A 25,628-nucleotide genomic window follows, 5' to 3' on the forward strand; every position below is an offset into this window, starting at 1 on the left:
CATTCTGTTACCGCCTGGTCACGCTCCGTGGGATGCCGCGCTCACCAGTGTCGGAAGTCGGCTGAACCGACTTCCGACACCGCGCACCAGGCCGGTCAGGCCTGCGGCGCCTGCTCCGCGGCGATCTTGGCCCGCACCTCGTCCATGTCCAGCTGCTTCGCCTGCTGGATCAGGTCCTCCAGCGCGGCCGGCGGCAGCGCGCCCGCCTGGGCGAAGATCATCACGTTCTCCCGGATGATCGCCAGGGTCGGGATCGAGGTGATGTCGAAGGCTGCCGCGAGCTCCTGCTGCGCCTCGGTGTCGACCTTGCCGAAGACCAGGTCGGGATGGGCCTCGGCGGCCTTGTCGTAGACCGGCGCGAAGCTGCGGCACGGACCGCACCAGGACGCCCAGAAGTCGATCAGAACGAACGAGTCCGCGTTGACGACCTCGTCGAAGTTGTCCTTGGTGAGTTCCACGGTAGTCATGCCGCAGTCAACCGCCCTCGCCGCACGGCTATTCCGCGTCCCGGTAGGTCTCCAGCAGCCGCAGCCAGATCTCGCTGACCGTCGGATACGCCGGAACCGCGTGCCAGAGCCGGTCGATCGGCACCTCACCGACCACCGCCACCGTCGCCGAGTGCAGCAGGTCGCCCACCCCCGGCCCGACGAAGGTGACTCCGAGCAGCACCTCGCGGTCCAGGTCCACCACCATCCGGGCCCGACCCTGGTAGTTGTCGGCGGCCAGCGAGGCGCCCGCCACCTGGCCGATCTCGTAGTCGACCGCCTTGACCCGGTGCCCGGCCCGCCGGGCCTCGTCGGCCGAGAGGCCGACCGCCGCCACCTCCGGTTCGGTGAAGATCACCTGGGGCACGGCGGCCAGGTCGGCGGTGGCAACGTGCGGGCCCCAGGGGGCCGGGTCGACGGTCCGTCCCAGCGCCCGGGCGGCGATCGCGGCGCCCGCCATCCGGGCCTGGTACTTGCCCTGGTGGGTGAGCAGCGCCCGGTGGTTGACGTCGCCGGCCGCGTACAGCCAGCCGCCCTCGACGCCGCGCACCGCGCAGTGGTCGTCCACCGACAGCCAGTCGCCGTCGTTCAGGCCGACGCTCGCCAGGCCGAGACCGTCCGTGTGCGGCGCCCGGCCGGTGGCGTAGAGCAGCTCCTCGGCGGCCAGTTCGGTGCCGTCGTCGAGCCGGACGGTCACCACCGCGCCGTCCCGCGCGACCGACGCCACCTCGGCGTCGAACCGCACCGTGACGCCCGAAGCGCGCAGCCCGGCCGCCACCAGCTCGCCGGCGAACGGCTCCAGGCGCGGCAGCAGCCCGCCGCCGCGGACCAGCAGCGTGACCTGCGAGCCGAGCGCCTGCCAGGCGGCCGCCATCTCCACCCCGACCACCCCGCCGCCCACCACCAGCAACCGGGCGGGGGCCTCCTTGGCGCTGGTCGCCTCCCGGCTGGTCCAGGGCCGTGCCTCGGCCAGCCCGGGCACCCCGGCGGGCAGCACCGCCCGGGTGCCGGTGCACACCGCCACCGCGTGCCGGGCGGTCAGCACCCGCTCGCCGCCCTCCGGGGTGCGCACCACCACCCGGCGCACGCCGTCCAGCCGGCCCTCGCCGCGCACCAGGTCCGCGCCGATCCCGGCCACCCAGGCGGCCTGCCCGTCGTCCTTCCAGTTGGCGGTGAAGGAGTCGCGGCGGGCCAGCACGGCCGCCGTGTCCAGCTTCCCGGTGACGGCCTCGCGCGAGCCTGCCACCGCGCGGGCGGCGGCGAGCGCGGCCGACGGGCGCAGCAGCGCCTTGCTCGGCATGCAGGCCCAGTACGAGCACTCGCCGCCGACCAGTTCGCTCTCCACCAGCGCGGTGCTCAGCCCGGCGGCCCGGGTCCGGTCGGCCAGGTTCTCGCCGGTCGGGCCGGCACCCAGCACGATGACGTCGTACTCGGTCGTCGCGGCGGTCATCTGTGCGGTCATCTCGGTGGTCATGCGGTCTCCCTCGGGATGGCTGATGTTCCGTCAGCCATCCTGGAGCACCGCGGGCCGGAACGGGGTATCCCCGCAGCGCCGTGTGGTGTGCTCAGAGTGCCTTGCGGCGCTGCAGCAGCCCGAAGGCGGCCCAGCCCGGCAACACCGGCAGCAGCAGCGTGATCAGCCGGAACAGCACCACCGGCGCGTACGCCTGCGCGTTGCCGATCCCCGTGGTGGCCGACAGCAGGGCCGCGGTGGTGACCTCCACCCCGACCACCCCGCCCGGGGTCGGCGTCGCCGAGCCCAGCGCGTTGCCGAGCAGGAAGGCCACCGCCACGGCGGCGAAGCTCGCGGCCAGGCCGGTGGCCCGCACGCAGCAGTAGAGGCAGCTCACCATGGTCATCGAGATCACCAACTGCCCGAGCACGCCGACGGCCAGCCGGCCCGGGTGGCGCGTCAGATCCCGCAGCCGGGTCAGCGAGCCCTCGGTCAGCGGCCGCAGCCGGGCCAGCACCCAGCGCCGGGGACGGGGGACGATGAGCAGCGCGAGTGCCAGCGCGGCCAGCAGTCCGGCGCCGGTCAGCACGACCAACTCGGCGGTGCCGTCCGCGTGGTGGTCGGGCTGGAAGCCGGTCAGCCAGAGGAAGAAGGCCAGCTGCGCCATGTGCAGCACCAGCCCGAGCAGTTGCCCGGCCCCCACGCTGGAGGCCGCCGGGCCCGGCGCTATCCCGGCCCGCAGCAGCAGTCGGGTGTTCAGCGCCATCCCGCCGAAGCCGCCGGGTGCGACCAGCTTGACGAAGGCGCCGGCCAGTTGCGCCGCCGCGGCGCGGGCGAATCCGATCCGCTCCGGCACGAAGCCCAGGAACCCCATGGTCGCCGCCGGGTAGCTGGCCGCCATCGCCAGCACCGCGAGCAGCGCCCAGGCCGGGTCCGCGGCCAGCACCAGCCGCACCGGATCGACGTGCGAGCCGGTGCCCTGGAGATAGAGCAGCGCACCGAACATCAGCGCGCCCGCCACCATGATCGCTGTGCGCGGCCTGATCCACCCCGGCCTGCGCGCCTGTTGCGTCTGCGATATCCCCGTCGTCACCGTCGCATGCTCCCACGGGGCGCTCGAGCGACGCCCGGCTGTTTCCTCGACCTCCACCGGGTGACGGGTGCGCCGGTCTGCTCGACCTTGCTCGCGGTCAGTAGGGAGAGGGCTGGTTGTGGACGATGACCAGGGACGTGATCTTGCCGTCGGCGACCGTGAGGTAGCTGGTGAGCACCAGCTCTTCGGGCAGGTCCGTCTTGTCGTACTCGCCGTCGTAGCGCGCCCGCACGATCGTCAGGGCGCGGTGGTTCACGACCTCGGCCACCTCCATGGTGACCTTGTCGCCGACGATCTCGCGGCGTACCCAGGCGCGGATCGAGGTGGGGTCGGCGAACTCGCGGCGCACGTCGTTGACCACGGCGTCATCGGCGAAGGTCGCCATGACGGCGTCCACGTCGAAGGCGTTGACCGCCTCGATGTAGGCGGCGACGACGTCGGGCAGAACCGCGGCCTGGGTGTCGGTGTTCATGGGGAGCTCCTTCGTTGGTCCCGGCACTGTGCGGTGCCTGTTCAAACGGTGGGCCCTGCCCGGGTGGGAGAGTCAACCGCCGGTCCTGCCCTGGACCCTCCGGCAGGGGGAGGGTTGACACTGGTGCCATGCACACAGGCCTGACGGTCGGCGAGTTCTCCCGCGTGACCCATCTGAGCATCAAGACGTTGCGGCACTACCACGACGTGGGGCTGCTCGCGCCGGCTGAGGTCGACCAGGGCACCGGCTACCGGTACTACTCCCTGGACCAGGTGCCCACCGCTCAGGTGATCGTGCGCCTGCGGAACCTGGACATGCCGGTGGCGGACGTGAAGGCGGTGCTGGCCGCCGAGGACGTGAGCACCCGCAACGAGCTGATCGCCGCGCATCTCGCCCGCCTGGAGGACCGGCTCGCGCAGGCGCAGAGCGCCGTCGAATCGCTGCGCGACCTGTTGGTCCGGCCCGCGCGCAGGTCGGCCATCGAGTACCGCACAGTCCGTGAGCAGGCGGCGATCGGGATCCGCGCTGTCGTCGACCAGCAGGACCTGGCGGGCTGGTGGCAGGGCGCTCTTGGCGAGCTGCACGGCTTCACCACAGCCCGCGGACTGCGCACGACCGGCCCGATCGGCGGCCTGTTCGCGAATGAACTTCTCCAGGACGAACGCGGTGAGGCACTCGTGTTCGTCCCGGTCAACGGCGAGGTTCGCCCGGTCGGCCGGATCGACACGCTGGTGGTGCCCGGCGCGGAACTCGCGGTCGCGGTCCACCGCGGGTCCCTGCAGACCATCGACCTCACCTACGGTGACCTGGGCAGCTACGCCGCACGGCACGAGATCGGCGTCGACGGCCCGCTGCGCGAGTTCTACCTGCGCAGCCCCCTCGATGTGGCCGAGGACGACCAGTGGGTCACCGAGGTCTGCTGGCCCATCTTCCGCGCGGACGGCTAGTGCGGCACTAGCGACCGGGCCGCGCCGAACAACGCCGTTCCGCAGGTACGGGTCATGTCTCGCGCAGGAGGAAGGGGACGTAGCCGTAGCGGGCGCCGTTGACCTGCAACTCCAGGGCCTGGCCGCCCGGATGGAACCGGCGCGTGGTCAACGGCACGAACTTCTGGCCGCGGGTCAGAGCCAGCTTCTGTCCGGGAGCGAGGACGCGCGTGCTGAGCTTGTACACCCTGGGCGCCAGCGCGCCGTTGGCCTTGCGGTAGTGCACCACGTAGTCAACGGCGGTCTTGACCGGCTCGGCCCCGGTGTTCGTGATCGTCACGTCGAAGGTCAGGGTCTCGCCGACCGTGACCGAGTCGCTGTGCAGGTGGGGTCCGTCCACGCTCAGGTCGTCCGCCGTGCCGTAGCCCAGCAGTGCGAGGGCACCCGGATCCGCCTGCTTGATCAGGGTGCGCAGCCCGTGGCGCACCACACCGGCCACCGTGCCGGCCGTGCCCGGTGTCGCGGTCTCGGTCCAGCGGCGGGCGGTGGTGACGGCCAGGGCGGGGGCGGAGCGGCTGAGGTCGTTGAGGTGGTTGGCCACGGAACGCCGGACGTAGTCCGACGGGTCGGCGTGCAGCGCGTCCAGGATCGCCTCGGTGGCGGCGGGTCGAGCCAGGAGCGCGGGTACCCGTTTGGCCCAGGGCAGGCGGGGTCGAGTGCCCTCACTGGCCAGTCGGCGCACATGCGCGTCATCGTCCTGCGTCCAGATCTGTGCCATCACGAGGGTGCGATCCAGGTCGGTATCGAGGAAGGTGCGCAAAGCGAACTCGCCGGTCAGGCGGGGCGTCAACCGTGCCAGCAGCACCAGGCCCGCGTCGAAGGCGACCGCCGAGCCGTCACCGGTCGCGAGGCTGGCCACGGCCTCCGTCACCGGCCAGATCATCCAGCCGGTGAAGGCCGGATCGTCCAGCGCCCGGGAGATGATCTTCTCACTGGCCGACCACTTGCTCGGCAGGTCGTTGATCAGCGCGTCACGCACCGCCCGGGCGCGCTCGGACAGCGCCATGCCCGGCAGGCTCGCGGCGACCGCTCGGGTGGCCCTCCACGGACGCCGCGGCGCGACGCTGCTCAAGACCTCGGCCAGCGCTTCGACACAGTCCACGCTGATCAACTGATCGGCGAACGGCATGCCGTCCTCATCTCCTTCGTCGCTGGCAGTGCGGGCACGCTCACCGTAGGGTGTGTCCCCCTACGGGAGGGAGTCAGAGCGGCCGAGGTACTGCGTGAACTGCAGGGTCAGCCCGAACGTCGTCTCCGGCACCGTGAAGATGGAGTGGACCTCGTCGGTCTTGAACTCGCCTTGGAACGCGACCCCTCGGTGTGCGAGTTCGGCCTTGGTGTCTTCGAGGTCGTCGACTTCATATCCGAGATGGCCGATGACCGCAGTCTCGCCGTCCTCGAGCATCGGCATGCCGAAACCGGCGGCGCGGAGCTCGATCAGTTCCAGGCGCGTTTCACCGAAGAGCAGGAACTGCAGGTCGAGGTCGTCGGTGAGAATGCGCTCGCCGAGAGCGCTGCCGTCAACGGTCTCGCCCGCCCGCGCGATGGTTCCGTCCATATCGCGCACGACGATTCCGATGTGATCCAACCCGAGGAGCTTCATGGCTCTCAATCCTCTTTGTTCTCTTGCTGTTTTCTGTGCGTCACGATCTGATGCCAGCGTTCGTGCTCCCGCTGGGGGAGGGTCAAGAGCGGAGTTTCTGTTTGACTCTCCTACGGGGGGAGAGTCAGGCTGGGCTGGTGGACTCGACGATGCCCATCGGCGACTTCTCCCGGGCCACGCACTTGAGCGTGAAGATGCTTCGCCACTATCACGAGGTCGGCCTGTTGGAGCCGGTCGAGGTGGACGTGGACAGCGGGTACCGGCGCTATGCCGCAGAGCAGATCGTCAAGGCACAGATCATCCGCCGTTTCCGCGATCTGGAGATGCCGCTCGATGACATCCAGATCGTGCTTCAGGCTCCTGACGTCGAGACCCGCAACCGGGTGATCGCCAACCACCTGACGCGTCTCGAGTCCAGCCTGGCCCGAACCCAGGAGACGGTCGCATCCCTGCGGGGTCTGCTGGACCGCCCCCAGGACAGCACCGTCGCGATCGATCACCGCCATGTCGCCGCCGCGCCCGCCGCTGCCATCACCGACACCGTTGACCAGGCCGACGTCGTGGCCTGGTACCGGGGAGCCATGGGCGAAGTGGCTGCCACCCTGTCCGCCCAGAGCATCAACCCGGCCGGCCCCCTGGGGGGCGTCTACGACACGGAGTTGTTCACCGAGGGCCGGGGGCGGGTCACGATCTTCCTTCCGTCCGACCCCCTGCCACAGCAGGTCGGACGCGTCAGCACCACCGTGATCCCGCCGGCAGAGCTCGCCACGATCGTCCATCTCGGTTCCAGCACCGAAGTCGACCGAACGTATGGTGCCCTCGCCGACTACGTGACCCGACACGCCCTGGCGGTCGACGGACCGATTCGCGAGTACTACCTCGTCGGCCCCTCCGATACCCCGGATGAGTCGTTGTGGCAGACCGAAATCGGATGGCCGATCTTCCGAACCCGGCCCAGGCCTTAGCACGCGGACGATCACACCGTGGTCGGTCCACTTGCGCCCACGATCGCCACCGCCTGCCCGCTCACTCGCACGCGCGGGTCCGCGGGGGAGGCCTCGACCCGGAGCAGGCTGGGCCGGCCGAGATCCTCCCCCTGGCGGATGGTGAGGGCACCGGAGGGTGGGAGGGCGCCGAGGGCGAGCAGATAGCCGCCGAAGGCGGCGGCTGCGGCACCGGTGGCCGGATCCTCGACGACACCGCCGATCGGGAAGGGGTCGCGGGCATGGAAGAGCTCCGGGGCCTCACGCCAGACCAACTGGAGCGTGGTCCAGCCGTGACGGTGCATCACCTCGGCCAGAGCATCGAAGTCGTAGTCGAGGGCCGCGAGACGCTCGCGGGTGGCCACGGCCAGGACCAGGTGCTCGTTTCCGCCGAAGGCGACGTGCGGCGGCAGTGCGGGGTCAAGGTCCTCCGGGGACCAGTGCAGGGCCGCGAGTGAGGCGTGCACCTCCGCTTCGCTCGCTGGCCGGGAGCGGGTGGGGACGCTGGTGAGCGTCGCCGTCACGGAGCCTCCGGGCGCTACCGAGGTGTCCAGGGCGATCTCACCCACCGGCGTGTCGAAGACGAGCGGGCCGGCGCCGATCCGCTCGGCCAGGGCCACTGCGGTGGCAACGGTCGCGTGACCGCAGAAGGCGACCTCCGCGAGCGGGCTGAAGTAGCGCAGCCGGAACCGGCGTGCCGCCCGGTCCGAGGCGGTGACGAACGCAGTCTCCGAGTAGCCGACATCAGCGGCGGTCGCGAGCATCGCGGCATCGTCCAGTGCGCTCGCGTCGAGCACGACACCGGCCGGGTTGCCGCCGGCGGGGTCGGTGCTGAAGGCGGTGTAACGCAGGATCTCGGGGCGTGTCTTCAGGCTCATGCCCCTACCGTGGCACCGCACAGGCATCCGGACAAACGATGGATCTCGATCCTTCCCATCGGCATCAACGATGGACAAGCATTACCGTCGACGGCATGGACACCCGACTGCTGCGCACCTTCGCCACCGTCGCCCGCACCGAGAACCTCACCGCCGCCGCAGAACGCCTGCACCTCGTCCAGTCCACCGTGACCGCCCAGGTGCAGGCGCTGGAGAAGGAACTCGATCTGCGCCTGTTCGACCGGTTGCCGCGCGGAGTGGTGCTCACCGGCGCCGGACGCGAGGTGCTGGCGCACGCGGAGGCAGTGCTCGAGGCCGAGTCCCGGCTGCGGGCAGTCGCCGCCTCGACCGGTTGCGCGGACGGTCGGGCGACCGGACGCGTGATGCTCTCGGCCGGCGAGACGCTGGTGTCCGCGCGACTGCCGGGAGTCGTCGCAGCGCTGAGGCGCAGTCACCCCGGGGTCGAGGTGGACCTGCGCACGATGGGTACCGCAACCGCCGTCGCCGCGCTCCGTTCCGGCGAACTGGACCTGGCCCTGCTGCTGGAGGACGAGGCGGAATTCCGCGACATCGAGTGCACGCCGCTGGCCCGCGAGCCGCTGGTGCTCGTCTGCTCCCCGGAGCACCCTGCCGCCCGCAGAGCCACCAACTCGTCCACCGACTGGGCGGAGCTGGCCCGCGAGGACTACTTCCTGCATGAGCAGGGCTGCTCGTACAGCGACCGCTTCATCGAGCGGCTGCGCGCCGCCGCCAAGGACGCGCCGCCCCGGATCACCCGCTTCGGCAGTCTGGAGGCCGCCAGGTCCTGCGTGGCCGCAGGCCTCGGCCTCAGCCTGCTGGCCCGCGCCAATGTCGCGGACGCGCTCGCGGCGGGCCGCCTGACACAGGTGCCCGGCCCGCAGTTCCCCGACGTCACCGTCCAACTGGCCCGCCACCGCCGGCGCTGGCTCTCTCCCGCAGCGGCCGCGCTCACCGCGGAGCTGCCGCACCACCTTCCGCGCTGAGCGCAGTTGCGCCAGCGGGCATCCTGCCCAGCCGCGCGCCCGAGTCGTCCTCGTACTGGACGTACTCGGGCGATTCGGGCGTGCGTCCGGGCAGGATGCCCGGCGTCGCGCGCCCGGCGAGATCGGCTGGACAGGACCTAAGGGATTCCTCACGTTCCGCACCCTCGTGCTCGCTCGCTGCCGCATGGCATACTCCGAAACCGTGACCACCTGCCGCCTGACCCGGACGCTGCGCGCGACGCTCTTCGCCGCGCTGGCCGTTCCGCTGTCCGCGGCCGGTCATGTGGTGGTCACCGGGCAGCCGTTGCCGCTGACCGTGGTCGCGGCCGCCGGTGTGGTCGTCTTCCTGACGGCCGCGGTGCTGGCCGGCGCCGATCGCGGGTTCGTCCAGATCGTCGCGCTGCTGCTGCCGGTGGAGCTGCTGCTCAACACCACCTTCAACCTGGGGCAGCAGACCTGTGCCCGGCCGGTCCACCAGAGCGGGCGCGGCCTGGACCTGATGGTCTGTGGCGGTGGCCAGGTGGGCGGCGCGGACGGCGGGCTCTCGCTCGCCCCGGCGCTGCTGGAAATCGTCCTGCTGGCCGTGCAGGTGGCCGTCACCGTGCTCGCGGCGTTCTGCCTGCGGCTGGCCGACGCGGCCCTGGTGACGTTGCCCGAGCTGGTCGGCGCGCTGGCCCGGCTGGCGCCCGGGGCGCTGCGGGCGCTGCTGCTGCTCGCGCCGGTGCCGGCCCGTCCCGCGCCCGGGGCACCGCTGCCCGAGCCCCGGCCCGAGCACGCGCCCACGGAGGACCTGCCGCTCGCGCCGTCGCGCCGCCGCGGTCCGCCGGCGTCCTTCGCGCTCGCCTGCTGAGCCCCTCCCGCCGTTGTGAGGCGGGGAGCCGGGCCGGTGGCGTGCGCCGCTGACGCCCACTCCCAGCTTCCAGCGTCCGGCCGGCCCGCGTGTCCGCGTGCCGTGCGACGCGGTCAGGACACTCCCATGAGCAACAAGTCGAACAAGTCCCAGCAGTCCTACGAGCAGAAGAGCGCCGACCGCCGGGCGAAGCTGCACGAGGCCCGGCAGCGCGAGCAGCGGGCCGCGACGGTGCGCCGCCGGATCGTCATCGGCGCCTCCGCCGTCGTGGTGCTGGCCCTCTGCGGCGGCGTGGCGATCGCGGTGAACAGCGGTGGCGGCCACAGCGGCGGCAGTGCCGCCGCGAGCGCCCCGGTGGTGGTCCCGGCCAACGCGGGCGGCCCGAACGGCACCGTGGTCACCTACGGCAAGGCCGACGCCGCGCACACGCTGGACGTCTACGAGGACTTCCGCTGCCCGATCTGCAAGAAGTTCGAGACCTCCGACGGCCAGACCGTGCAGCAGCTGGCTGACAACGGAACGTACAAGATCCAGTACCACATGGCCGCGTTCCTGGACGACAACCTGGGCGGCAAGGGCTCGATCCAGGCGCTGGCGGCCGCGGGTGCGGCGCTGAACCAGAGCGTGGACGACTTCAAGAAGTTCCACGACGCGCTCTACGCGAACCAGCCGAGCGAGCAGACCGACGGCTACGGCGACGTCAACACCATCCTGAACGTGGCCGGCCAGGTGCCGGGCCTGAAGACCGACGCCTTCGTCAACGCGGTGAAGGCCGGCACCTACCTGCCGTGGGCGCAGCAGGTGGCCACCGCCTTCAACAGCAGCGGCGTGACCGGCACCCCGACCATGAAGCTGGACGGCAAGCAGCTGGCCATCTTCGACAGCCAGGGCACCCCGGTCACCGCCGACCAGTACACCGCGCTGATCCAGCAGAGCGCCGGCACCAAGTGACCACCGCCGAGGAGATCGAGGCGCGGCCCGACCCGGGCCGCGCGTTCGCCTGGCTGCTGCTGATCGCCGGTGCGGTCGGCCTGGCCGCCTCGGCCGTGCTGACCATCGACAAGATCCACCTGTTGCAGAACCCGCACGCGGTGCTCAACTGCAACATCAACCCGATCATCGCCTGCGGCTCGGTGATGACCAGCCACCAGGCCTCCGCCTTCGGGTTCCCGAACTCGCTGCTGGGCCTGGTCGGGTTCGCGGTGGTGCTGGCCATCGCCACCGGTGTGCTGGCCGGTGCCCGGTTCCGCCGGTGGTACTGGCTGGGCCTGCAGCTCGGGACGGTGTTCGCGCTGGTCCTGATCCACTGGCTGATCAGCCAGTCGCTCTACTCGATCGGCGCGCTCTGCCCGTACTGCATGGCGGTCTGGGCGGTGACCATCGCGCTCTTCTGGTACACCACGCTGGCCAACCTGCGCACCGGGGTGATCCCGGTGGGGGAGCGGCTGCGGCCGGTGGTGCGGGAGTTGAACCGGTACCACTGGGTGGTTCCGGTGCTCTGGTACGCCGTGATCGCACTGATGGTGCTGGGACGGTTCTGGTACTACTGGAAAACCCTTCTCTGACAGGTGAGTTGGCGAGTGACCAACGGCCCGGGCGGCGCCGTCACGGCGCTGCCCGGGTTCTGCCACAGCCTTGTACCAAGGAGGGTGGCCGAGGCTGGAAGGGGCAAGACTGAGCCATGACAGCCTGTCTGCCCGGCGAAGGAGTAGCACCATGTACCGCAGGCTCACCCGGACCCCGATAGCCGCCGCCACCCTGGTCGCCGCGGCGGTGACGCTCACCCTGGCCGGGTGCTCCTCGTCGGCGACGAAGGCCGCGCCCACACCGCCGCCGGCCGGCGCGGCGAGCAGTGCTCCCACCCCGGCGGGCTCGGCGGCGGGGACCGCCCCGGTGGCGCCCGCCCCCGGGACCTCGGCACCGACCGGCGCGGCATCCGGAACGCCCGGCTCGGGCGGCTCGGGCGGCTCGGTGCCGACCGCGGCGCCCGCGCCCGTCTCGGCCCCCGACACGCCCGCCGGGCCCGGCGCCTGCACCTCGGCGGAGTTGAGCGTCGCGCAGAGCGACCCGGGCGTCGGTGCCGGCCAGTACTACGCCACCCTGGTCTTCACCAACACCTCCAGCCGCAGCTGCACCCTCACCGGCTACCCGGGCGTCTCCTACGTGGCCACCGGGGGCCAGCAGTCCGGCAACCCCGCCACCCGCACCGGCGAGTCGTACGCCACCGTGACCCTCGCCCCGCACGGCACCGCCAAGGCCACCCTGCACGACGCCAACGGCATCGGCGGCTACGACCCGACCCAGTGCCAGCTCAGCCCCGCCCAGGGCCTGCGGATCTACCCGCCCGGCGAGAAGGCCGCGCTCTTCCTGCCCTGGCAGACCCAGCACTGCGCGGGCCCGAGCATCCATTCGCTGACCATCGGCCCGCTCACCTCCTGAACTGAACAGCCAGGGTCGGCCCGCGCCACCCGGTGCGGGCCGACCCTGCTTGCCGGTGGCCGGAGTTCAGCCGGCCGCCGCCGTCGGGTTCGGGCTGCGGGGGACCGGCTGCTCGGCTTCCGGTGGCCCGGCGGCCGCGGGCTCGGCCGTTCGCGTCTTCTGTCCGGGGCGCAGTCCGGGGCGCAGTTGGGCGACCACCAGGGCGCTCAGGATGACCAGGGCGCCCAGCAGTTGGGTGAGCGAGAGGTGCTGGCCGAGGGCGAGCCAGCCGACCACGGTCGCGACCAGCGGGGAGAGCAGGCCGAGGAAGGTCACCTGGGTCGGTGCCAGGGCGCGCAGGCCGCGGAACCAGAGTGCGTAGGCGACGGCGGCGCCGATCAGCGTCAGGTAGCCGTAGCCGAGCAGGTTGCGGCCGGAGAGCGCGTGCGGCGGCGGGCCCTCGACCAGCAGCGAGAGCGGGAGCAGCAGCAGTCCGCCGGCGACCAGTTGCCAGCCGGTGGTGGCCAGCAGCGGCGCGGGGGAGGGCCAGCGCTTGCTGAGCACCACGCCGGTCGCCATCACCACCGCGCTGCCGACCGCCGCCAGGACGCCCAGCCAGTCCAGCCGGGCGTCCGCCCGCAGTACCAGCAGGCTCACGCCGACCACTCCGGCCAGTCCGGTGAGCAGCGTTCGGGGCTTGAGCCGCTCGCCCAGCAACCCGGCCGACAGGGCGGCGACCAGCAGCGGCTGCAGCGCGCCGATGGTCGCGGCCACCCCGCCGGGCAGCCGGTAGGCGGCGACGAAGAGCAGCGCGAAGAAGGCGCCTATGTTGAGCGCGCCGAGCACTGACGCGCGCCACCACCAGGCGCCGTGCGGCAGTCGCCGGGTGACCGCGACCAGCAGCAGTCCGGCCGGCAGGGCGCGGACGGTGGCGGCGAGCAACGGGCGGTCGGGTGGCAGGAACTGGGTGGTCACGTAGTAGGTGGTGCCCCAGACAGCGGGGGCGAGCGCGGTCAGCAGGACGATCCCTGCACGGTCTCTTAGCACTAAGATAAAGTATCTCAGCGCTAAGAGATTGGCTAGTCTCCTGCTATGACGGATACGGATCACGTGGACCTGGTGCTCGCCGAGTGGGCCCGGCAGCGCCCCGACCTCGATGTCTCCCCGATGGCGGTGATGGGGCGGCTCAAGCGGCTCGGCCGCCTGGTCGACGCCGAGCTGAAGCGCACCTTCGCGGCCCACGGCCTGGACCCGGCCGCCTTCGACGTGCTCGCCACCCTGCGGCGCAGCGACCCGCCGCACCGGCTCACCCCGGCCGAGCTGATGCGGGCGGCGATGGTCACCTCCGGCGCGGTCAGCCAGCGCCTGGAGAAGCTGGAGGAGCGCGGCCTGGTCTCCCGCCGGCCGAGCGCGACCGACGGCCGGGTGGTGCACGTCGAGCTGACCGAGGCGGGGCGGGAGCTGGTCGATCGGGTGCTGCCGGACCACCTGGCCACCGAGCGGCGCCTGCTCGCCGCCCTCGGTGGGCCCGAGCGCGGCGCGCTCGCGGACACCCTGCGCGCGCTGCTGCTCGCGCTGGGGGACGCATAAGAGGCCGGTCGGTGATGCGTTGAACTGTTGGGCGCGCTGCCGCGTACCCCTGGTCGACACGCGATGCTCGACCTGGAGGTAGGGGTGCGCCAGGATGGCACTGTGACCGATGAACTCCGCGGTGGCGGCTCGGCGGGCACGGGCGAGGAGCTGATCCGAGCGCTCTACCGCGACCACGCGGGCCCCCTCTTCGGTTTCGTGCTGCACCTGGTCGGTGGTGACCGCCAGCGCGCCGAGGACGTGGTCCAGGAGACCCTGGTGCGCGCCTGGCAGCATGCCGACCGGCTGGACGTGGGTGCCGGATCGGTGCGCCCCTGGCTCGTCACGGTGGCCAGGCGGATCGTCATCGACGGACACCGCCGGGCCGTCGCCCGGCCGCCGGAGACCGACGCGGCGCCGCTGGAGCTGCTCCCGGCCGAGGACGAACTGGACCGGGCGCTACGGATGATGGCGATCACCGACGCGCTCGGCGCACTCACCGAGGCCCACCGGGAAGTGATCGTGGAGACCTACCTGAAGGGCCGCACGGTCGCCGAGGTGGCGGCCGAACTGGGCATTCCGGACGGTACGGTGAAGTCGCGGGTCTTCTACGCGCTGCGCTCGCTGAAGATCGCTTTGGAAGAACGGGGAGTGACGTCGTGACAGCGCCCGAGGGTCCCTGGGACCCGCAGGCAGGGCGGGACCGGCATCTGGACGCCGGCGCCTATGTCCTCGGCGTGCTCGACACGGCGGACCGGGTGCGCTTCGAGGAGCACCTGGCGAGCTGCCCGCAGTGCCAGGCCGAGGTCGCCGCGCTCGGCGAACTGGAGCCGCTGCTGGCCGAGTTCAAGGCCGACAGTGCTGTGCTCGCGGGCCCGGGCGCCGACCGGCGCGGCTCGGGGGAGCTAGCCGGCGCGAGCTTGGCCGGCCCGGGCCCGCGGCTGCTCGACGGGCTGCTCGCCGAGGCCGCGGCCAGCCGCCGGCGGACCCGGGTGCGCCGCCGCTGGCTGGTCGCGGTCGCGGCGGTGCTGGTGGTCGGCGGTCCGGCCGCCACGGCCGCGGTGCTGCAGAGCGCCCCGGTGGCCGGCGTGCCGGTCGCCGCCGCGGCCAGCCACAGCGCGACCGCGGCCACCGGGACCAGCGCGACGGTCGGGGTCACCCCGGCGAGCTGGGGCAGCGTGATCACGCTGCGGCTCACCGGTCTCGCCGGACCGCGCACCTGCGACCTGGTGGCCGTCTCGACCCAGGGCGCCCGCCAGACGGTCACCAGCTGGACCCTCCCGGCAGGCGGCTACGGGCCCGGGTGGGCCGCTGCCTCGCAGCTGACCACCACGGGCGGCACCGGCTTCCAGCCCGCCCAGATCGGCCACTTCGAGATCCGCGACCTGGCCGGTGACCAGCTGCTGCTCTCGATCCCGGCCAGCTGACGCGACGTCAACTCTCCTCAGGCCAAACCGGGTCAGCCCTGGTCGGCGCCTTCCTCCAGGTCGCCCTCCGCCTCCAGGAAGGCGGCCTGCAGCTCGGCCAGCAGTGCCGGGTCCGGCGCGGCCCACAGCCCGCGCTCGGCCGCCTCCAGCAGCCGCTCGCTGATCCCGTGCAGCGCCCACGGGTTGGCGGCGGTGAGGAACTCGCGGTTGACCGGGTCCAGCACGTACTCCTGGGTCAGCCGCTCGTACATCCAGTCCGCGACCACGCCCGTGGTGGCGTCGTAGCCGAACAGGTAGTCCACCGTGGCGGCCATCTCGAAGGCGCCCTTGTAGCCGTGCCGGCGCATCGCCTCCAGCCAGCGCGGGTTGACCACCCGGGCCCGGAAGACCCGGGCCGCCTCCTCGGTCAGGGTGCGGGTCTTCACCGTCTCCGGGCGGGTCGAGTCACCGATGTAGGCGGCCGGCGCCGAGCCGGTCAGCGCGCGGACGGTGGCCACCATGCCGCCGTGGTACTGGAAGTAGTCGTCCGAGTCGGCGATGTCGTGCTCGCGGGTGTCGGTGTTCTTGGCCGCGACGGTGATCCGCTTGTACGCGGTCTCCATCTCCTCGCGGGCCGGGCGTCCGTCCAGTCCCCGGCCGTAGGCGTAGCCGCCCCAGACCGTGTAGACCTCCGCGAGGTCGGCGTCGGTGCGCCAGTCCCGGCTGTCGATCAGCTGCAGCAGGCCGGCCCCGTAGGTGCCCGGGCGGGAGCCGAACACCCGGACGGTGGCCCGGCGTTCGTCCCCGTGCTCGGCCAGGTCGGCCTGCACGTGGGCCCGGACGAAGTTCTCCTCGTCGGCCTCCGGCTGGGCCGCCGCGAGCCGCACCGCGTCGTCCAGCAGGGCGACCACGTGCGGGAAGGCGTCGCGGAAGAAGCCGGAGATGCGCAGCGTCACGTCCACGCGCGGGCGGCCGAGTTCGGCCAGCGGGATCGGCTCCAGGCCGGTGACCCGGCGCGAGGCGTCGTCCCAGACCGGGCGGATGCCGAGCAGCGCGAAGGCCTCGGCGATGTCGTCGCCGGCGGTGCGCATCGCGCTGGTGCCCCAGAGCGAGAGGCCCACCGAGGGCGGCACCGCGCCGTCGTTGTCGGCCCGGTAGCGGGCGACCAGCGATTCGGCCAGTGCCTGCCCGGTCTCCCAGGCGAGCCGGCTGGGCACCGCCTTCGGGTCCACCGAGTAGAAGTTGCGCCCGGTCGGCAGCACGTTGACCAGCCCGCGCAGCGGCGAGCCGGACGGCCCGGCCGGCACGAAGCCGCCCTTCAGCGCGTGGATCACCGCGTCCAACTCGTCGGTGGTGGCGGCCAGTCGCGGGACCACCTGGCGGGCGGCGAAGTCCAGCACCTCGGCGACGGCGGCCGGCTGCCCGGCGGCGACCTTCTCGACGGCCTCCGGCGCCCAGCCGGCCGCCTCCATCGCCTCGACCAGCTCGCGCGCCTTCGCCTCGGCGGCGTCGGTGGCACCCAGCGTCAGCGCCGCCTCGTCCAGCCCGAGCGCCTCCCGCAGACCCGGCAACGCGCTGACGCCGCCCCAGATCTGACGAGCCCTCAGGATCGACAGGACCAGGTTGACCCGGGCCTCGCCGACCGGGGCCTCGCCCAGCACGTGCAGGCCGTCGCGGATCTGCGCGTCCTTCACTTCGCAGAGCCAGCCGTCGACATGGAGCAGGAAGTCGTCGAACCCGTCGTCCTCGGGCCGCTCGTCCAGACCGAGGTCGTGGTCGAGGCGGGCGGCCTGGATCAGGGTCCAGATCTGCGCCCGGATCGCGGGCAGCTTGGCCGGGTCCATCGCGGCGATGTTGGCGTGCTCGTCCAGCAGTTGCTCCAGGCGGGCGATGTCACCGTAGGACTCGGCGCGGGCCATCGGCGGCACCAGGTGGTCGACCAGGGTGGCGTGCGCGCGACGCTTGGCCTGGGTGCCCTCGCCCGGGTCGTTCACCAGGAACGGGTAGATCAGCGGCAGATCGCCGAGCGCCGCGTCCGGGCCGCACTCGGCGCTGAGCGCGGCGGTCTTGCCGGGCAGCCACTCCAGGTTGCCGTGCTTGCCCAGGTGCACCACCGCGTCCGCGCCGAACCCGCCGTCTGCCTGCGCGGCGGCGATCCAGCGGTAGGCGGCCAGGTAGTGGTGGCTCGGCGGCAGGTCGGGGTCGTGGTAGATGGCCACCGGGTTGGCGCCGAAGCCGCGCGGCGGCTGCACCAGCACCAGCAGGTTGCCGGCTCGCAGACCCGCCAGCACGATGTCGCCGTCCGGGTTCCGGCTGCGGTCCACGTACAGCTCGCCGGGGGCCGGACCCCAGTGCTCCTCGACCCGCTCGCGCAGCGCGGCGGGCAGGGCGGCGTACCAGCGGCGGTAGTCGGCGGCCGGGATCCGGACCGGGTTGCGGGCCAACTGGTCCTCGGTGAGCCAGTCCTGGTCGTAACCGCCGGCGTCGATCAGCGCCTTGATCAGCGCGTCGCCCTCATGCTGGCCTTCTTCGGGCTCCATGCCGGGGAACCCGTCCCCCAACTCCCAGCCCTCGTCGCGCAGGCGGCGCAGCAGCCGGGCCCCGCTGGCCGGGGTGTCCAGGCCGACCGCGTTGCCGACCCGGGCGTGCTTGGTCGGGTAGGCGGAGAGCACCAGGGCCAACCGCCGCTCGGCGGCGGGGATGTGGCGCAGCCGCGCGTGCCGGACCGCGATCCCGGCCACCCGGGCACAGCGCTCGGGGTCGGCGAGGTAGACGGTCAGGCCGTCCTCGTCCAGCTCCTTGAAGGAGAACGGCACGGTGATCAGCCGCCCGTCGAACTCCGGCACCGCGACCTGGGTGGCGGTGTCCAGCGGCGAGAGGCCGTCGTCGCTGGACTCCCAGGCTTCCCGCGACCAGGTCAGGCAGAGCGCTTGGAGGATCGGGCGGTCCAGCGCGGCCAGCGCGCCCGCGTCCCAGGCCTCCTCGTCGCCGCCCGCCTGCGCGTCAGCGGGCCGGGTGCCGCCGGCCGCCAGCACGGTGGTCACGATGGCGTCGGCCTCGCCGAGTTCGGCCAGCAGCTCGGCGGGCGCGCCGCGCAGCGAGGAGCAGTACAGCGGCTTGGCCCGCCCGCCGGCGTCCTCGATCGCCGCGCAGAGCGAGTCGACGAAGGCGGTGTTGCCGCTCATGTGGTGCGCGCGGTAGTAGAGGACGGCCACCAGCGGGCCTTCACCGCGCCGCGCCTCGCGCTCCAGTGGAGCCCAGTCGGGGGCGGAGGCGGGCGGTGCGAAGCCCTGCCCGGTGAGCAACACGGTGTCGGAGAGGAAGGCGGCCAGCTCGGCCAGGTTGGCGGCGCCGCCGTGCGCGAGGTAGGCGTGCGCCTCGGCCGCCAGGCCGGCCGGGACGGTGGACAGTTCCATCAGCTGCGCGTCCGGCGCCTGCTCGCCGCTGAGCACGATCACCGGGCGCGGCCCGGCGAGCAGCGCGTCCAGGCCCTCCTCCCAGGCGCGCCGGCCGCCGAGCAGCCGGACCACCACCAGGTCGGTGCCGTCCAGCAGTTCCGGAAGGTCCTCAGCCCGCAGCCGGGCCGGGTTGCCCAGGCGGTAGGGGACCGGCCCGGCGCTGGCGCGGGCCGAGAGCAGGTCGGTGTCGGAGGTGGAGAGCAGCAGGATCACGCGGCTGGCCTTCCTCGGGGTCCGCGCCCCGGGCGGTGGGGGAGACGGCAGGAGTTCCTGGCTCCCGATGGCCGTTGAGCCATGGTCACAGTGGCGGGACCGCACCGGTGTCGCACCGGTTTCCTCCCCTGACGCCGTCTCGGGCGTGAGCGGGCCAGGCGGCCCACCCGGCGGACATCCTAACGGGCAGGCCCAGCGCGGCGGGGCGGACGCCGAAGGGGCGGTGCGGGGTGCGCTCACGCGCCGTCCCGCACCGCCCCTCGGCGGTGAACCCCTCAGCTCTGGATCACTTCCAGACGAGGCCCTTGTCCAGGGTGAAGGGGTCGCCCCAGTACTGGGCGCCGGTGATCTTCGTCGAGGACGACGGCGAGAGCACCAGGGCGCAACCCTGGGCGGTCTGGCCGTTGGTGAAGCCGCTGGGCAGCGAGTCGTTCTTGCACTTGTCGAACGTGCCGATCAGCATCACGTCCTGGCCCTGGGTGCCGTCCGGCAGCAGGCCCGTCATGTGGTCCACCGTGGTGAAGGAGAGGTCGGTGGTTCCGACGTTCTTGACCGTGTAGCGGATGTAGTACGGGATCTTGCCGGACGCCTGGTCGCCGAGCTTGAGCGGGACCAGGTCGGCGGGGGTGCCCGCCTCGATCGCGGTGACCGTCAGCGCGATGGTGCCCTTGGTGTCCCCGGAGGAGAACGGGAGCTGGGCGGTCTCGCCGATCTTGAAGGTCTGCCCGGCCGTCGCCATCGCCCCGCCGCCGGTGGAGGTCGGCGCGCTGGACTTGGCCGCACCGCCGGTCGCCGGCGAGCTCGGCTTGGGCGCGGTGCTCTGGGAACCACCGGTCGTGGCCGCAGTGGTGGCGGGCGGCGTGGTGGCCGTCGTCGTGGTCGTCGTGGTGTCGTCCGGACCGCAGGCGGTCAGCGCGAACATCCCGACGGTGGCCAGTCCGATCATGTTCCGGACGGCCTTGCTGGTGATGCTGGTGCTCATGAAGTTATTCCCCGTTTGGTTGCCGCTGGCCGTCAGCGCACGGCCGTGTAGGCATAGTTGATAGCGCACCAGGACCTTCGAACTCCACTTGGCGGCCCGGTACGTGACGCAGGCCACTGTCCCGGTGGCCGCACGCGCCAATCCGTCACGGAACCCCCGCACAGACACCACTCCCGGCCGACCCGAGAGCGGGTCGGCCGGGAGTGATCACCCTTCCCTCTTCCCTCGCGCGGTCACATCTCCTTGAGCTGGGTGAGCCGGATGTTGTTGCCGGAGGGGTCGCGGAAGCCGCAGTCGCGCCCGTAGGGCTGGTCGGTCGGCTTCTCGTTGAACTCCACGCCGCGCGCCGACAGCTCCGCGTAGGCGGCGTCGACGTCGTCGGTGGTCAGGAAGACCGCACCGGAGGCGCCCTTGGCGGTCAGCTCGCGGACCTGCGCCTGGGTGGTGTCGTCGAAGACCGGCTGGCCGGGGATCGCCATCAGCACGATGGAGACGTCCGGCTGGCCGACCGGGCCGACCGCGAGCCACCGGAAGTTGCCCATCTCGGCGACCGTGACGTCCATCCGGACCTCCATGCCGACCTTCTGGGTGTAGAACGCGAGCGCCTCGTCCTGGTCCAGGACCCAGAGCTGCGCGGTGGCGATCTTGATCATCGGTTCCTCCTGCTATCCATGCTTACGTGTGCTTACCAGCGCTTACCAGCGCTTACGTGTGCTTTGCGGCGATAACGTCACGCTATGCCGGGGCCGTCGGCGCCGTCTTCTCGAAACGTGCGGTGTTGCGGACGCCCGTAGGCCCGGCGGACGCAGCCCGGCACGATGGCGTGCGCGGCGGCCGGCGGGAAGGCGGCCCGGTAGGCGGCGGGAGCCAGCCCGTACATCCGGGTGAAGCTGGTGGTGAACGAGCCCAGGCTGTTCAGCCCCACGTCGAAGCAGATGCCGGCGACCGGGCGGTCGGTGTTGCGCAGCAGCGCGGCGGCCCGCTCCAGCCGCCGCGTGAGCAGGTACACGTGCGGTGACTCGCCGAACGCGCGGCGGAACTCCCGGCTGAAGTGCGCCCGGGAGAGCCCGGCGGCCGCCGCCAGTTCGGCGACGGTGAGGGGCTCCGCGTACCGGGCGTCGACCAGGTCCTTGGCGCGCAGCAGATGGCGGGCGGGGGGAAGGTGGGCCACGGGATCCAGGGTAGTGAGCGGGACTGACAGGTGGGCCTCGGCGGAGGTGCGCCGGTCGCACGGCAGGGTGCGGCCGGTGCGTCGGAGACACAGCTCACGCCTGGAGCGGGGCATACCTGCGGTCAGATCATCGGTATGCTCGCGGCCATGTCACCCTCACCCGACGCCATCGAGCCTGCCCCCGCGCGGGTCGGCCTGGGCCGGGACCGGGGGCGTGACGACGCCTGCCCGGGCGCGCTGCGGCTGCACGCCGCCGATGACGGGGCGTTGGCCCGGATCCGGGTGCCCGGCGGGCTGCTGTCGGTGACTCAGACACTCGCCTTGGCGCTGGCCGCCGAGGAGTTGGGCGACGGCGCGCTGGAGGCCACCTCGCGCGGGAACGTCCAGCTGCGCGGCCTGCGCGCGGACGCCGGCGGGGAGTTGGCGCAGCGGCTGCGTGCGGTCGGGCTGCTGCCCTCGGACTCGCACGAGCGGGTGCGCAACATCGTCGCCTCGCCGCTCGCGGGGCTGGACGGCGGCGCGGACCTGTGGCCGTGGCTGCGCGAACTGGACACGCTGCTGCTGGCGAGCGAGGCGGCCCGGGAGCTCTCCGGGCGCTTCCTCTTCGCGCTCGACGACGGACGCGGTGACGTGGCCGCGCTGGACGCCGACCTCACGCTGATCGCCCACCCCGACGGCGCGTTGCTGCGGCTCGGGCGGGCCGGGGCCGCGCTGGCGGCGGACGGCCCGGGGACGGTGCTGCGGGCGGCCGAGGAGTTCGTCCGGCTGCGCAGCGGTTCCTGGCGGATCCGCGAGGCCGACCCGGACGGCTCGCTGCTCACCGCCCGGCTCGGCCTGGCCCCGCGACCGCTGCCCGCCCTGCCGGGCACCCGCCCGGCGGTCGGCGCGTTCGGCTACGGGTGCTGCGTGGGTCTGCGGTTCGGCCGCGCCACCGCCGCGCAGTGGCGGCTGCTCGCGGCGCACGCGCCCACCGAGCTGCGGGTCACCCCGTGGCGGGCGGTGGTGCTGCCCGGCGCCGGCGCCGAGGCGCTGCCCGCGCTCGCGGCGGCCGGCCTGCGCACCGAGGCCGCCTCGGCCTGGGCGGGCGCCACCGCCTGCACCGGCTCGCCCGGCTGCGCCAAGTCGCTGGCGGACGTCCGGTCGCACGCGGCGGCGGCGCTGGACGCGTCGGTCGCACTGGACGCGGCGGCGGCGCTGGACGCGGATGCTCCCGGCCGGCTGCTCCCGGTGCACTGGTCAGGATGTGAACGGCGCTGCGGCCACCCGGCCGGCGCGTTCGTGGACGTGCTGGCCACCGGCGACGGCTATCGCGTCGGCCACGCCGGCCGTGCGGATGAAGTGACGAACCAACAGATGGCGGCAGCGGTCGCTGCGGCCCGGAGGACCACGTGATCGAGTACGAGAAGGACGGCGCGGCGATCTACCGCGAGTCCTTTGCCACCATCCGCGCCGAGTCGGACCTGGCGGGCCTGCCGGCCGACATCGCCCAGGTCGCGGTGCGGATGATCCACGCCTGCGGGATGACCGACCTGGTCGCCGACCTGCTCTGGACCCCCGGCGTGGTGGCCGACGCCCGGGCCGCGCTGCGGGCCGGCGCGCCGATCCTGTGCGACGTCTCGATGGTGGCCAGCGGTGTCACCCGCAAGCGGCTGCCGGCCGACAACGAGGTCGTCTGCACGCTCTCCGACCCCCGGGTGCCGGGGCTGGCGGCCGAGCTGGGGACCACCCGCAGCGCGGCGGCGATGGAGCTGTGGCGGGACAAGCTGGCGGGCTCGGTGGTGGCCGTCGGCAACGCGCCGACCTCGCTGTTCCGGCTGCTGGAGATGATCGAGGCGGGCGCGCCGCGCCCGGCCGCGGTGATCGGCGTGCCGGTGGGCTTCGTCGGCGCCGCCGAGTCCAAGCAGGCGCTGGCCGAGCACCCCGCGGGCCTGGAGCACCTGGTGGTGCGCGGCCGGCGCGGGGGCAGCGCGATCGCCGCCGCCGCGCTCAACGCGATCGCGAGTGAGGTCGAATGACCGGCCGGCTCTACGGGATCGGGCTCGGCCCCGGCGATCCCTCGCTGCTCACCGTCCGCGCCGCCGAGCTGATCGGCAAGGCCGACGTGATCGCCTACCACAGCGCCCGGCACGGGCGTTCGATCGCCCGGTCCATCGCCGAAAGGTATCTGACGGGTAGTCAGATCGAGGAGAAGCTGGTCTACCCGATCACCGTGGAGACCACCGACCACCCCGGCGGCTACCGGGGCGCGCTGGAGGACTTCTACGAGGAGGCCGCCGCCCGGCTGGCCGCCCACCTGGACGCCGGCCTGGACGTGGCGGTGCTCGCCGAGGGCGACCCGTTCTTCTACGGCTCCTACCAGCACATGCACAAGCGTCTGGCGCACCGCTACCAGACCGAGGTGGTGCCCGGTGTCACTTCGATCAGCGCCGCCGCCGCCCGGCTCGGCACCCCGCTGGTGGAGGCGGAGGAGGTGCTCACCATCATCCCGGGCACGCTGCCCGAGGAGGAGTTGACCGCTCGGCTGGCCGCCACCGACTCGGCCGTGATCATGAAGCTGGGCCGGACCTTCCCGACCGTGCGCGCCGCGCTGGAGCGCTCGGGCCGGCTGGACGAGGCGCACTACGTCGAGCGCGCCACCATGCCGGGCGAGCGGACCGCGCCGCTGGCGGAGGTGGACCCGCAGACGGTGCCGTACTTCTCGGTCGCGGTGCTGCCGAGCCGGCTCAACAACCCCAAGCCCGAACCCGAGCACGGTGAGGTGGTGGTGGTCGGGACCGGCCCGGCCGGTCCGCTCTGGCTCACCCCCGAGGCGCGCGGTGCGCTCGCCGGCGCCACCGACCTGGTCGGCTACACCACGTACCTTGACCGGGTCCCGGTCCGCCCCGGCCAGCGCCGGCACGGCTCGGACAACAAGGTCGAGGCCGAGCGTGCCGAGTTCGCCCTGGACCTGGCCAGGCGCGGCCACCGGGTCGCGGTGGTCTCCTCCGGCGACCCCGGCGTCTTCGCGATGGCCACCGCCGTGCTGGAGGCCGCCTGCGCCGATCCGTACCGCGAGGTCCCGGTGCGCGTGCTGCCCGGGATGACCGCCGCGCACGCCGCCGCCTCCCGGGCCGGCGCGCCGCTGGGCCACGACTACGCGGTGGTCTCGCTCTCCGACCGGCTCAAGCCCTGGCCGGTGGTCGCCGAGCGGCTGCGCGCCGCGGCCGCCGCGGACCTGGTGCTGGCGCTCTACAACCCCGGCTCGCGCAGCCGCACCACCCAGGTCGGCCTGGCCCGCGACCTGCTGCTGGAACACCGCGCGCCGGACACCCCCGTGGTGCTGGCCCGTGACGTCGGCGGCCCGACCGAGCGGGTGCGCACCGTGCGGCTGGGCGAACTGGACCCGGCCGAGGTGGACATGCGGACGATCCTGCTGATCGGCTCCTCGCAGACCCAGGCGGTGGACCGGGGCGACGGCACCGAGGTGGTCTGGACCCCGCGCCGCTATCCCGAGCGCTGAGCCGGGCGCTGAGCCGGGCCCTGAGCCGGGCGCGCGCTCGGCGTGGCGTTCCCGAGTCAGGCCGGGAACGCCACGCCGGTCAGCTGTTCCGAGCACCGCCACAGCCCGGCCGCCGTGTCCAGCGCCGTCGCGCGCCTGGGCACCCGGGCGGCGGCCGGCAGTCCGGTCAACCCGCCGATCCCGTCCGGCCCGTAGTACCCGCCGCCGACCACCGACGCACTGGTCGCCGCCACCAGCAGCGGCAGCGCCCCGCGCACCGGGTCCTGGGTCAGCCCGGGCAGGCTCAGGAACAGCGCCGCCGGATTGAACGTCCCCGGCTTGAACGTGCCCGGCTTGAACGTGCCCGGCTTGAACGGCCCCGGCTTGAACGGCCCCGGCGCCCGCCCGAGCAGCGGGCCGCCGTGCGCCAGGTTGGTCCGGGCCAGCCCCGGGTGCGCGGCGAGGCTGCGCACGCCCCAGCGCTGCCGGGCGCTGAGCCGGTCCAGCTCCAGGGCGAACATCAGGTTGGCCAGCTTGGACCGGGCGTAGCAGTCCATCGGGCGGTAGCGGCGCTCGCTGTTGAGGTCCGACAGGTCGAGCCGGGCCAGCCGGCTGATGAGGCTGGAGACGGTGACCACCCGGGGCGCGGCGGCCGCGCGCAGCAGCGGCAGCAGCCGGCCGGTGAGCGCGAAGTGGCCCAGGTGGTTGGTGCCGAACTGCAGCTCGAAGCCGTCCTTGGTGGTCTGCCGGGTCGGCACGGCCATCACCCCGGCGTTGTTGACCAGCAGGTCGACCGGGCGGCCGCGCTCGTGCAGCACGTCGGAGAACGAGACCACCGAGTCCAGGCTGGCCAGGTCCAGCACCGCCGTGCCGACCTTCTTGCCGCCCTCCGCCCGGATCCGCTCGGCGGCCGCCTCCCCCTTGGCCCCGTCCCGGACCGCCAGCACCACCTCCGCGCCCGCCAGCGCCAGGCGCCTGGCGGTCTCGAACCCGATCCCGCTGTTCGCCCCCGTCACCACGGCCAGCCGGCCGCACTGGTCGGGCACCGTGATGTCCCTGATGTGACGAGCCATCAACGGTTCCTCTCGACTCTTCGCACCACTGGCACGTCCCCCTTCGGTACCCG

At 73.0% G+C, this 25,628-nt stretch carries 26 protein-coding genes and 1 riboswitch; of the genes, 13 read left to right on the forward strand and 13 right to left on the reverse strand.

Features of this window, described 5'->3' with window-relative positions:
- Positions 1–95 precede the first annotated feature (95 nt).
- The 4 genes from trxA to P3T41_RS02415 all read right to left on the reverse strand — a co-directional run bounded on the left by trxA (position 96) and on the right by P3T41_RS02415 (position 3,503).
- Positions 96–467: a thioredoxin gene (gene trxA, locus P3T41_RS02400; RefSeq protein ID WP_280687242.1), complete on the reverse strand. Its 372-nt coding sequence runs from the start codon at positions 465–467 to the stop codon at positions 96–98.
- Positions 468–495: 28 nt separating this feature from the next.
- Positions 496–1,959, reverse strand: a complete 1,464-nt coding sequence (locus tag P3T41_RS02405) for an NAD(P)/FAD-dependent oxidoreductase (RefSeq protein WP_280687243.1) — start codon at positions 1,957–1,959, stop codon at positions 496–498.
- A 91-nt stretch (positions 1,960–2,050) separates the two neighbouring features.
- Positions 2,051–3,031 (reverse strand): lysylphosphatidylglycerol synthase transmembrane domain-containing protein, encoded by a 981-nt coding sequence (locus tag P3T41_RS02410; RefSeq protein ID WP_280687244.1) that lies wholly within the window; start codon positions 3,029–3,031, stop codon positions 2,051–2,053.
- A 97-nt stretch (positions 3,032–3,128) separates the two neighbouring features.
- Entirely contained in the window at positions 3,129–3,503 is a 375-nt protein-coding gene (locus P3T41_RS02415; RefSeq protein WP_280687245.1) for a nuclear transport factor 2 family protein, read from the reverse strand.
- Between the two features lie 128 nt (positions 3,504–3,631).
- Between P3T41_RS02415 and P3T41_RS02420 the strand changes: the two genes are divergently transcribed.
- Positions 3,632–4,450 (forward strand): MerR family transcriptional regulator, encoded by an 819-nt coding sequence (locus P3T41_RS02420; RefSeq protein ID WP_280687246.1) that lies wholly within the window; start codon positions 3,632–3,634, stop codon positions 4,448–4,450.
- A 52-nt stretch (positions 4,451–4,502) separates the two neighbouring features.
- Here P3T41_RS02420 and P3T41_RS02425 read toward each other — a convergent pair whose 3' ends face one another.
- Together P3T41_RS02425 and P3T41_RS02430 are read right to left on the reverse strand one after the other, a co-directional pair.
- Positions 4,503–5,618 (reverse strand): DNA alkylation repair protein, encoded by a 1,116-nt coding sequence (locus tag P3T41_RS02425; protein WP_280687247.1) that lies wholly within the window; start codon positions 5,616–5,618, stop codon positions 4,503–4,505.
- A 60-nt stretch (positions 5,619–5,678) separates the two neighbouring features.
- A complete protein-coding gene (locus tag P3T41_RS02430; RefSeq protein WP_280687248.1) occupies positions 5,679–6,092 on the reverse strand; it encodes a VOC family protein in 414 nt (137 codons plus the stop codon).
- A 137-nt stretch (positions 6,093–6,229) separates the two neighbouring features.
- On the opposite strand from P3T41_RS02430, the gene P3T41_RS02435 reads away from it, so the two are divergent.
- A complete protein-coding gene (locus P3T41_RS02435; RefSeq protein WP_280687249.1) occupies positions 6,230–7,057 on the forward strand; it encodes a MerR family transcriptional regulator in 828 nt (275 codons plus the stop codon).
- Between the two features lie 11 nt (positions 7,058–7,068).
- Here the strand turns inward: P3T41_RS02435 and P3T41_RS02440 are convergent, their stop codons facing one another.
- Entirely contained in the window at positions 7,069–7,953 is an 885-nt protein-coding gene (locus P3T41_RS02440; RefSeq protein ID WP_280687250.1) for a PhzF family phenazine biosynthesis isomerase, read from the reverse strand.
- A 95-nt stretch (positions 7,954–8,048) separates the two neighbouring features.
- Between P3T41_RS02440 and P3T41_RS02445 the strand changes: the two genes are divergently transcribed.
- From P3T41_RS02445 to P3T41_RS02465, 5 genes are all read left to right on the forward strand, one after another.
- Positions 8,049–8,957, forward strand: coding sequence for a LysR family transcriptional regulator (locus P3T41_RS02445; RefSeq protein ID WP_280687251.1), 909 nt, complete (start codon positions 8,049–8,051; stop codon positions 8,955–8,957).
- 202 nt (positions 8,958–9,159) lie between these two features.
- Positions 9,160–9,807, forward strand: a complete 648-nt coding sequence (locus tag P3T41_RS02450; protein WP_280687252.1) for a hypothetical protein — start codon at positions 9,160–9,162, stop codon at positions 9,805–9,807.
- Positions 9,808–9,933: 126 nt separating this feature from the next.
- Complete coding sequence (locus P3T41_RS02455; protein ID WP_280687253.1) at positions 9,934–10,758, forward strand: thioredoxin domain-containing protein; 825 nt, start codon at positions 9,934–9,936, stop codon at positions 10,756–10,758.
- Positions 10,755–11,372: a vitamin K epoxide reductase family protein gene (locus tag P3T41_RS02460; RefSeq protein WP_280687254.1), complete on the forward strand. Its 618-nt coding sequence runs from the start codon at positions 10,755–10,757 to the stop codon at positions 11,370–11,372. The genes P3T41_RS02455 and P3T41_RS02460 overlap by 4 nt, the downstream gene beginning before the upstream one ends.
- 151 nt (positions 11,373–11,523) lie before the next feature.
- Positions 11,524–12,246: a DUF4232 domain-containing protein gene (locus tag P3T41_RS02465; RefSeq protein ID WP_280687255.1), complete on the forward strand. Its 723-nt coding sequence runs from the start codon at positions 11,524–11,526 to the stop codon at positions 12,244–12,246.
- Positions 12,247–12,312: 66 nt separating this feature from the next.
- On the opposite strand, the gene P3T41_RS02470 is transcribed toward P3T41_RS02465, so the two are convergent.
- On the reverse strand, positions 12,313–13,272 hold the full coding sequence (locus P3T41_RS02470) for an EamA family transporter (RefSeq protein WP_280687256.1): 960 nt from the start codon (positions 13,270–13,272) through the stop codon (positions 12,313–12,315).
- A 45-nt stretch (positions 13,273–13,317) separates the two neighbouring features.
- Between P3T41_RS02470 and P3T41_RS02475 the strand changes: the two genes are divergently transcribed.
- The 3 genes from P3T41_RS02475 to P3T41_RS02485 all read left to right on the forward strand — a co-directional run bounded on the left by P3T41_RS02475 (position 13,318) and on the right by P3T41_RS02485 (position 15,221).
- Complete coding sequence (locus tag P3T41_RS02475; protein ID WP_280687257.1) at positions 13,318–13,815, forward strand: MarR family transcriptional regulator; 498 nt, start codon at positions 13,318–13,320, stop codon at positions 13,813–13,815.
- 63 nt (positions 13,816–13,878) lie between these two features.
- Positions 13,879–14,457 (forward strand): sigma-70 family RNA polymerase sigma factor, encoded by a 579-nt coding sequence (locus P3T41_RS02480; RefSeq protein WP_280687258.1) that lies wholly within the window; start codon positions 13,879–13,881, stop codon positions 14,455–14,457.
- Positions 14,454–15,221, forward strand: a complete 768-nt coding sequence (locus P3T41_RS02485; protein ID WP_280687259.1) for a zf-HC2 domain-containing protein — start codon at positions 14,454–14,456, stop codon at positions 15,219–15,221. Before P3T41_RS02480 ends, P3T41_RS02485 begins: the two co-directional genes overlap by 4 nt.
- Positions 15,222–15,253: 32 nt before the next feature.
- Here the strand turns inward: P3T41_RS02485 and cobN are convergent, their stop codons facing one another.
- From cobN to P3T41_RS02505, 4 genes are all read right to left on the reverse strand, one after another.
- Entirely contained in the window at positions 15,254–18,871 is a 3,618-nt protein-coding gene (cobN, locus tag P3T41_RS02490) for a cobaltochelatase subunit CobN (RefSeq protein WP_280687260.1), read from the reverse strand.
- Between the two features lie 51 nt (positions 18,872–18,922).
- Positions 18,923–18,997, reverse strand: a riboswitch (cobalamin riboswitch).
- Positions 18,998–19,157: 160 nt separating this feature from the next.
- On the reverse strand, positions 19,158–19,853 hold the full coding sequence (locus P3T41_RS02495; protein ID WP_280687261.1) for a hypothetical protein: 696 nt from the start codon (positions 19,851–19,853) through the stop codon (positions 19,158–19,160).
- 233 nt (positions 19,854–20,086) lie between these two features.
- Entirely contained in the window at positions 20,087–20,506 is a 420-nt protein-coding gene (locus tag P3T41_RS02500; RefSeq protein ID WP_280687262.1) for a VOC family protein, read from the reverse strand.
- Positions 20,507–20,583: 77 nt separating this feature from the next.
- Positions 20,584–21,024, reverse strand: a complete 441-nt coding sequence (locus P3T41_RS02505; RefSeq protein WP_280687263.1) for an AraC family transcriptional regulator — start codon at positions 21,022–21,024, stop codon at positions 20,584–20,586.
- 147 nt (positions 21,025–21,171) lie between these two features.
- Here P3T41_RS02505 and P3T41_RS02510 point away from each other — a divergent pair, with 147 nt between their 5' ends.
- Genes P3T41_RS02510 through P3T41_RS02520 form a run of 3 tightly spaced genes read left to right on the forward strand, consistent with a single transcriptional unit; the run spans position 21,172 to position 24,523 of the window.
- Positions 21,172–22,416, forward strand: a complete 1,245-nt coding sequence (locus P3T41_RS02510; RefSeq protein WP_280687264.1) for a cobalamin biosynthesis protein CobG — start codon at positions 21,172–21,174, stop codon at positions 22,414–22,416.
- On the forward strand, positions 22,413–23,039 hold the full coding sequence (locus P3T41_RS02515; protein ID WP_280687265.1) for a precorrin-8X methylmutase: 627 nt from the start codon (positions 22,413–22,415) through the stop codon (positions 23,037–23,039). Before P3T41_RS02510 ends, P3T41_RS02515 begins: the two co-directional genes overlap by 4 nt.
- Positions 23,036–24,523 carry a precorrin-2 C(20)-methyltransferase gene (locus P3T41_RS02520; protein ID WP_280687266.1) on the forward strand — a complete coding sequence of 496 codons (1,488 nt, stop codon included), beginning with the start codon at positions 23,036–23,038 and terminating at the stop codon, positions 24,521–24,523. The genes P3T41_RS02515 and P3T41_RS02520 overlap by 4 nt, the downstream gene beginning before the upstream one ends.
- 56 nt (positions 24,524–24,579) lie before the next feature.
- Here P3T41_RS02520 and P3T41_RS02525 read toward each other — a convergent pair whose 3' ends face one another.
- Entirely contained in the window at positions 24,580–25,575 is a 996-nt protein-coding gene (locus tag P3T41_RS02525) for an SDR family oxidoreductase (protein WP_280687267.1), read from the reverse strand.
- Positions 25,576–25,628: the final 53 nt, after the last annotated feature.

It is taken from the genome of Kitasatospora sp. GAS204B (genome assembly GCF_029892155.1).
Taxonomy (GTDB): domain Bacteria; phylum Actinomycetota; class Actinomycetes; order Streptomycetales; family Streptomycetaceae; genus Kitasatospora.

Excerpts from the sequence above, each read along its gene's own strand:
- trxA (WP_280687242.1), bottom strand. The coding sequence starts at position 467 with ATGACTACCGTGGAACTCACCAAGGACAACTTCGACGAGGTCGTCAAC.
- P3T41_RS02405 (WP_280687243.1), bottom strand. The coding sequence starts at position 1,959 with ATGACCACCGAGATGACCGCACAGATGACCGCCGCGACGACCGAGTAC.
- P3T41_RS02415 (WP_280687245.1), bottom strand. The coding sequence starts at position 3,503 with ATGAACACCGACACCCAGGCCGCGGTTCTGCCCGACGTCGTCGCCGCC.
- P3T41_RS02420 (WP_280687246.1), top strand. The coding sequence starts at position 3,632 with ATGCACACAGGCCTGACGGTCGGCGAGTTCTCCCGCGTGACCCATCTG.
- P3T41_RS02425 (WP_280687247.1), bottom strand. The coding sequence starts at position 5,618 with ATGCCGTTCGCCGATCAGTTGATCAGCGTGGACTGTGTCGAAGCGCTG.
- P3T41_RS02430 (WP_280687248.1), bottom strand. The coding sequence starts at position 6,092 with ATGAAGCTCCTCGGGTTGGATCACATCGGAATCGTCGTGCGCGATATG.
- P3T41_RS02440 (WP_280687250.1), bottom strand. The coding sequence starts at position 7,953 with ATGAGCCTGAAGACACGCCCCGAGATCCTGCGTTACACCGCCTTCAGC.
- P3T41_RS02445 (WP_280687251.1), top strand. The coding sequence starts at position 8,049 with ATGGACACCCGACTGCTGCGCACCTTCGCCACCGTCGCCCGCACCGAG.
- P3T41_RS02455 (WP_280687253.1), top strand. The coding sequence starts at position 9,934 with ATGAGCAACAAGTCGAACAAGTCCCAGCAGTCCTACGAGCAGAAGAGC.
- P3T41_RS02465 (WP_280687255.1), top strand. The coding sequence starts at position 11,524 with ATGTACCGCAGGCTCACCCGGACCCCGATAGCCGCCGCCACCCTGGTC.
- P3T41_RS02475 (WP_280687257.1), top strand. The coding sequence starts at position 13,318 with ATGACGGATACGGATCACGTGGACCTGGTGCTCGCCGAGTGGGCCCGG.
- P3T41_RS02480 (WP_280687258.1), top strand. The coding sequence starts at position 13,879 with ATGCTCGACCTGGAGGTAGGGGTGCGCCAGGATGGCACTGTGACCGAT.
- P3T41_RS02495 (WP_280687261.1), bottom strand. The coding sequence starts at position 19,853 with ATGAGCACCAGCATCACCAGCAAGGCCGTCCGGAACATGATCGGACTG.
- P3T41_RS02500 (WP_280687262.1), bottom strand. The coding sequence starts at position 20,506 with ATGATCAAGATCGCCACCGCGCAGCTCTGGGTCCTGGACCAGGACGAG.
- P3T41_RS02510 (WP_280687264.1), top strand. The coding sequence starts at position 21,172 with ATGTCACCCTCACCCGACGCCATCGAGCCTGCCCCCGCGCGGGTCGGC.
- P3T41_RS02520 (WP_280687266.1), top strand. The coding sequence starts at position 23,036 with ATGACCGGCCGGCTCTACGGGATCGGGCTCGGCCCCGGCGATCCCTCG.
- P3T41_RS02525 (WP_280687267.1), bottom strand. The coding sequence starts at position 25,575 with ATGGCTCGTCACATCAGGGACATCACGGTGCCCGACCAGTGCGGCCGG.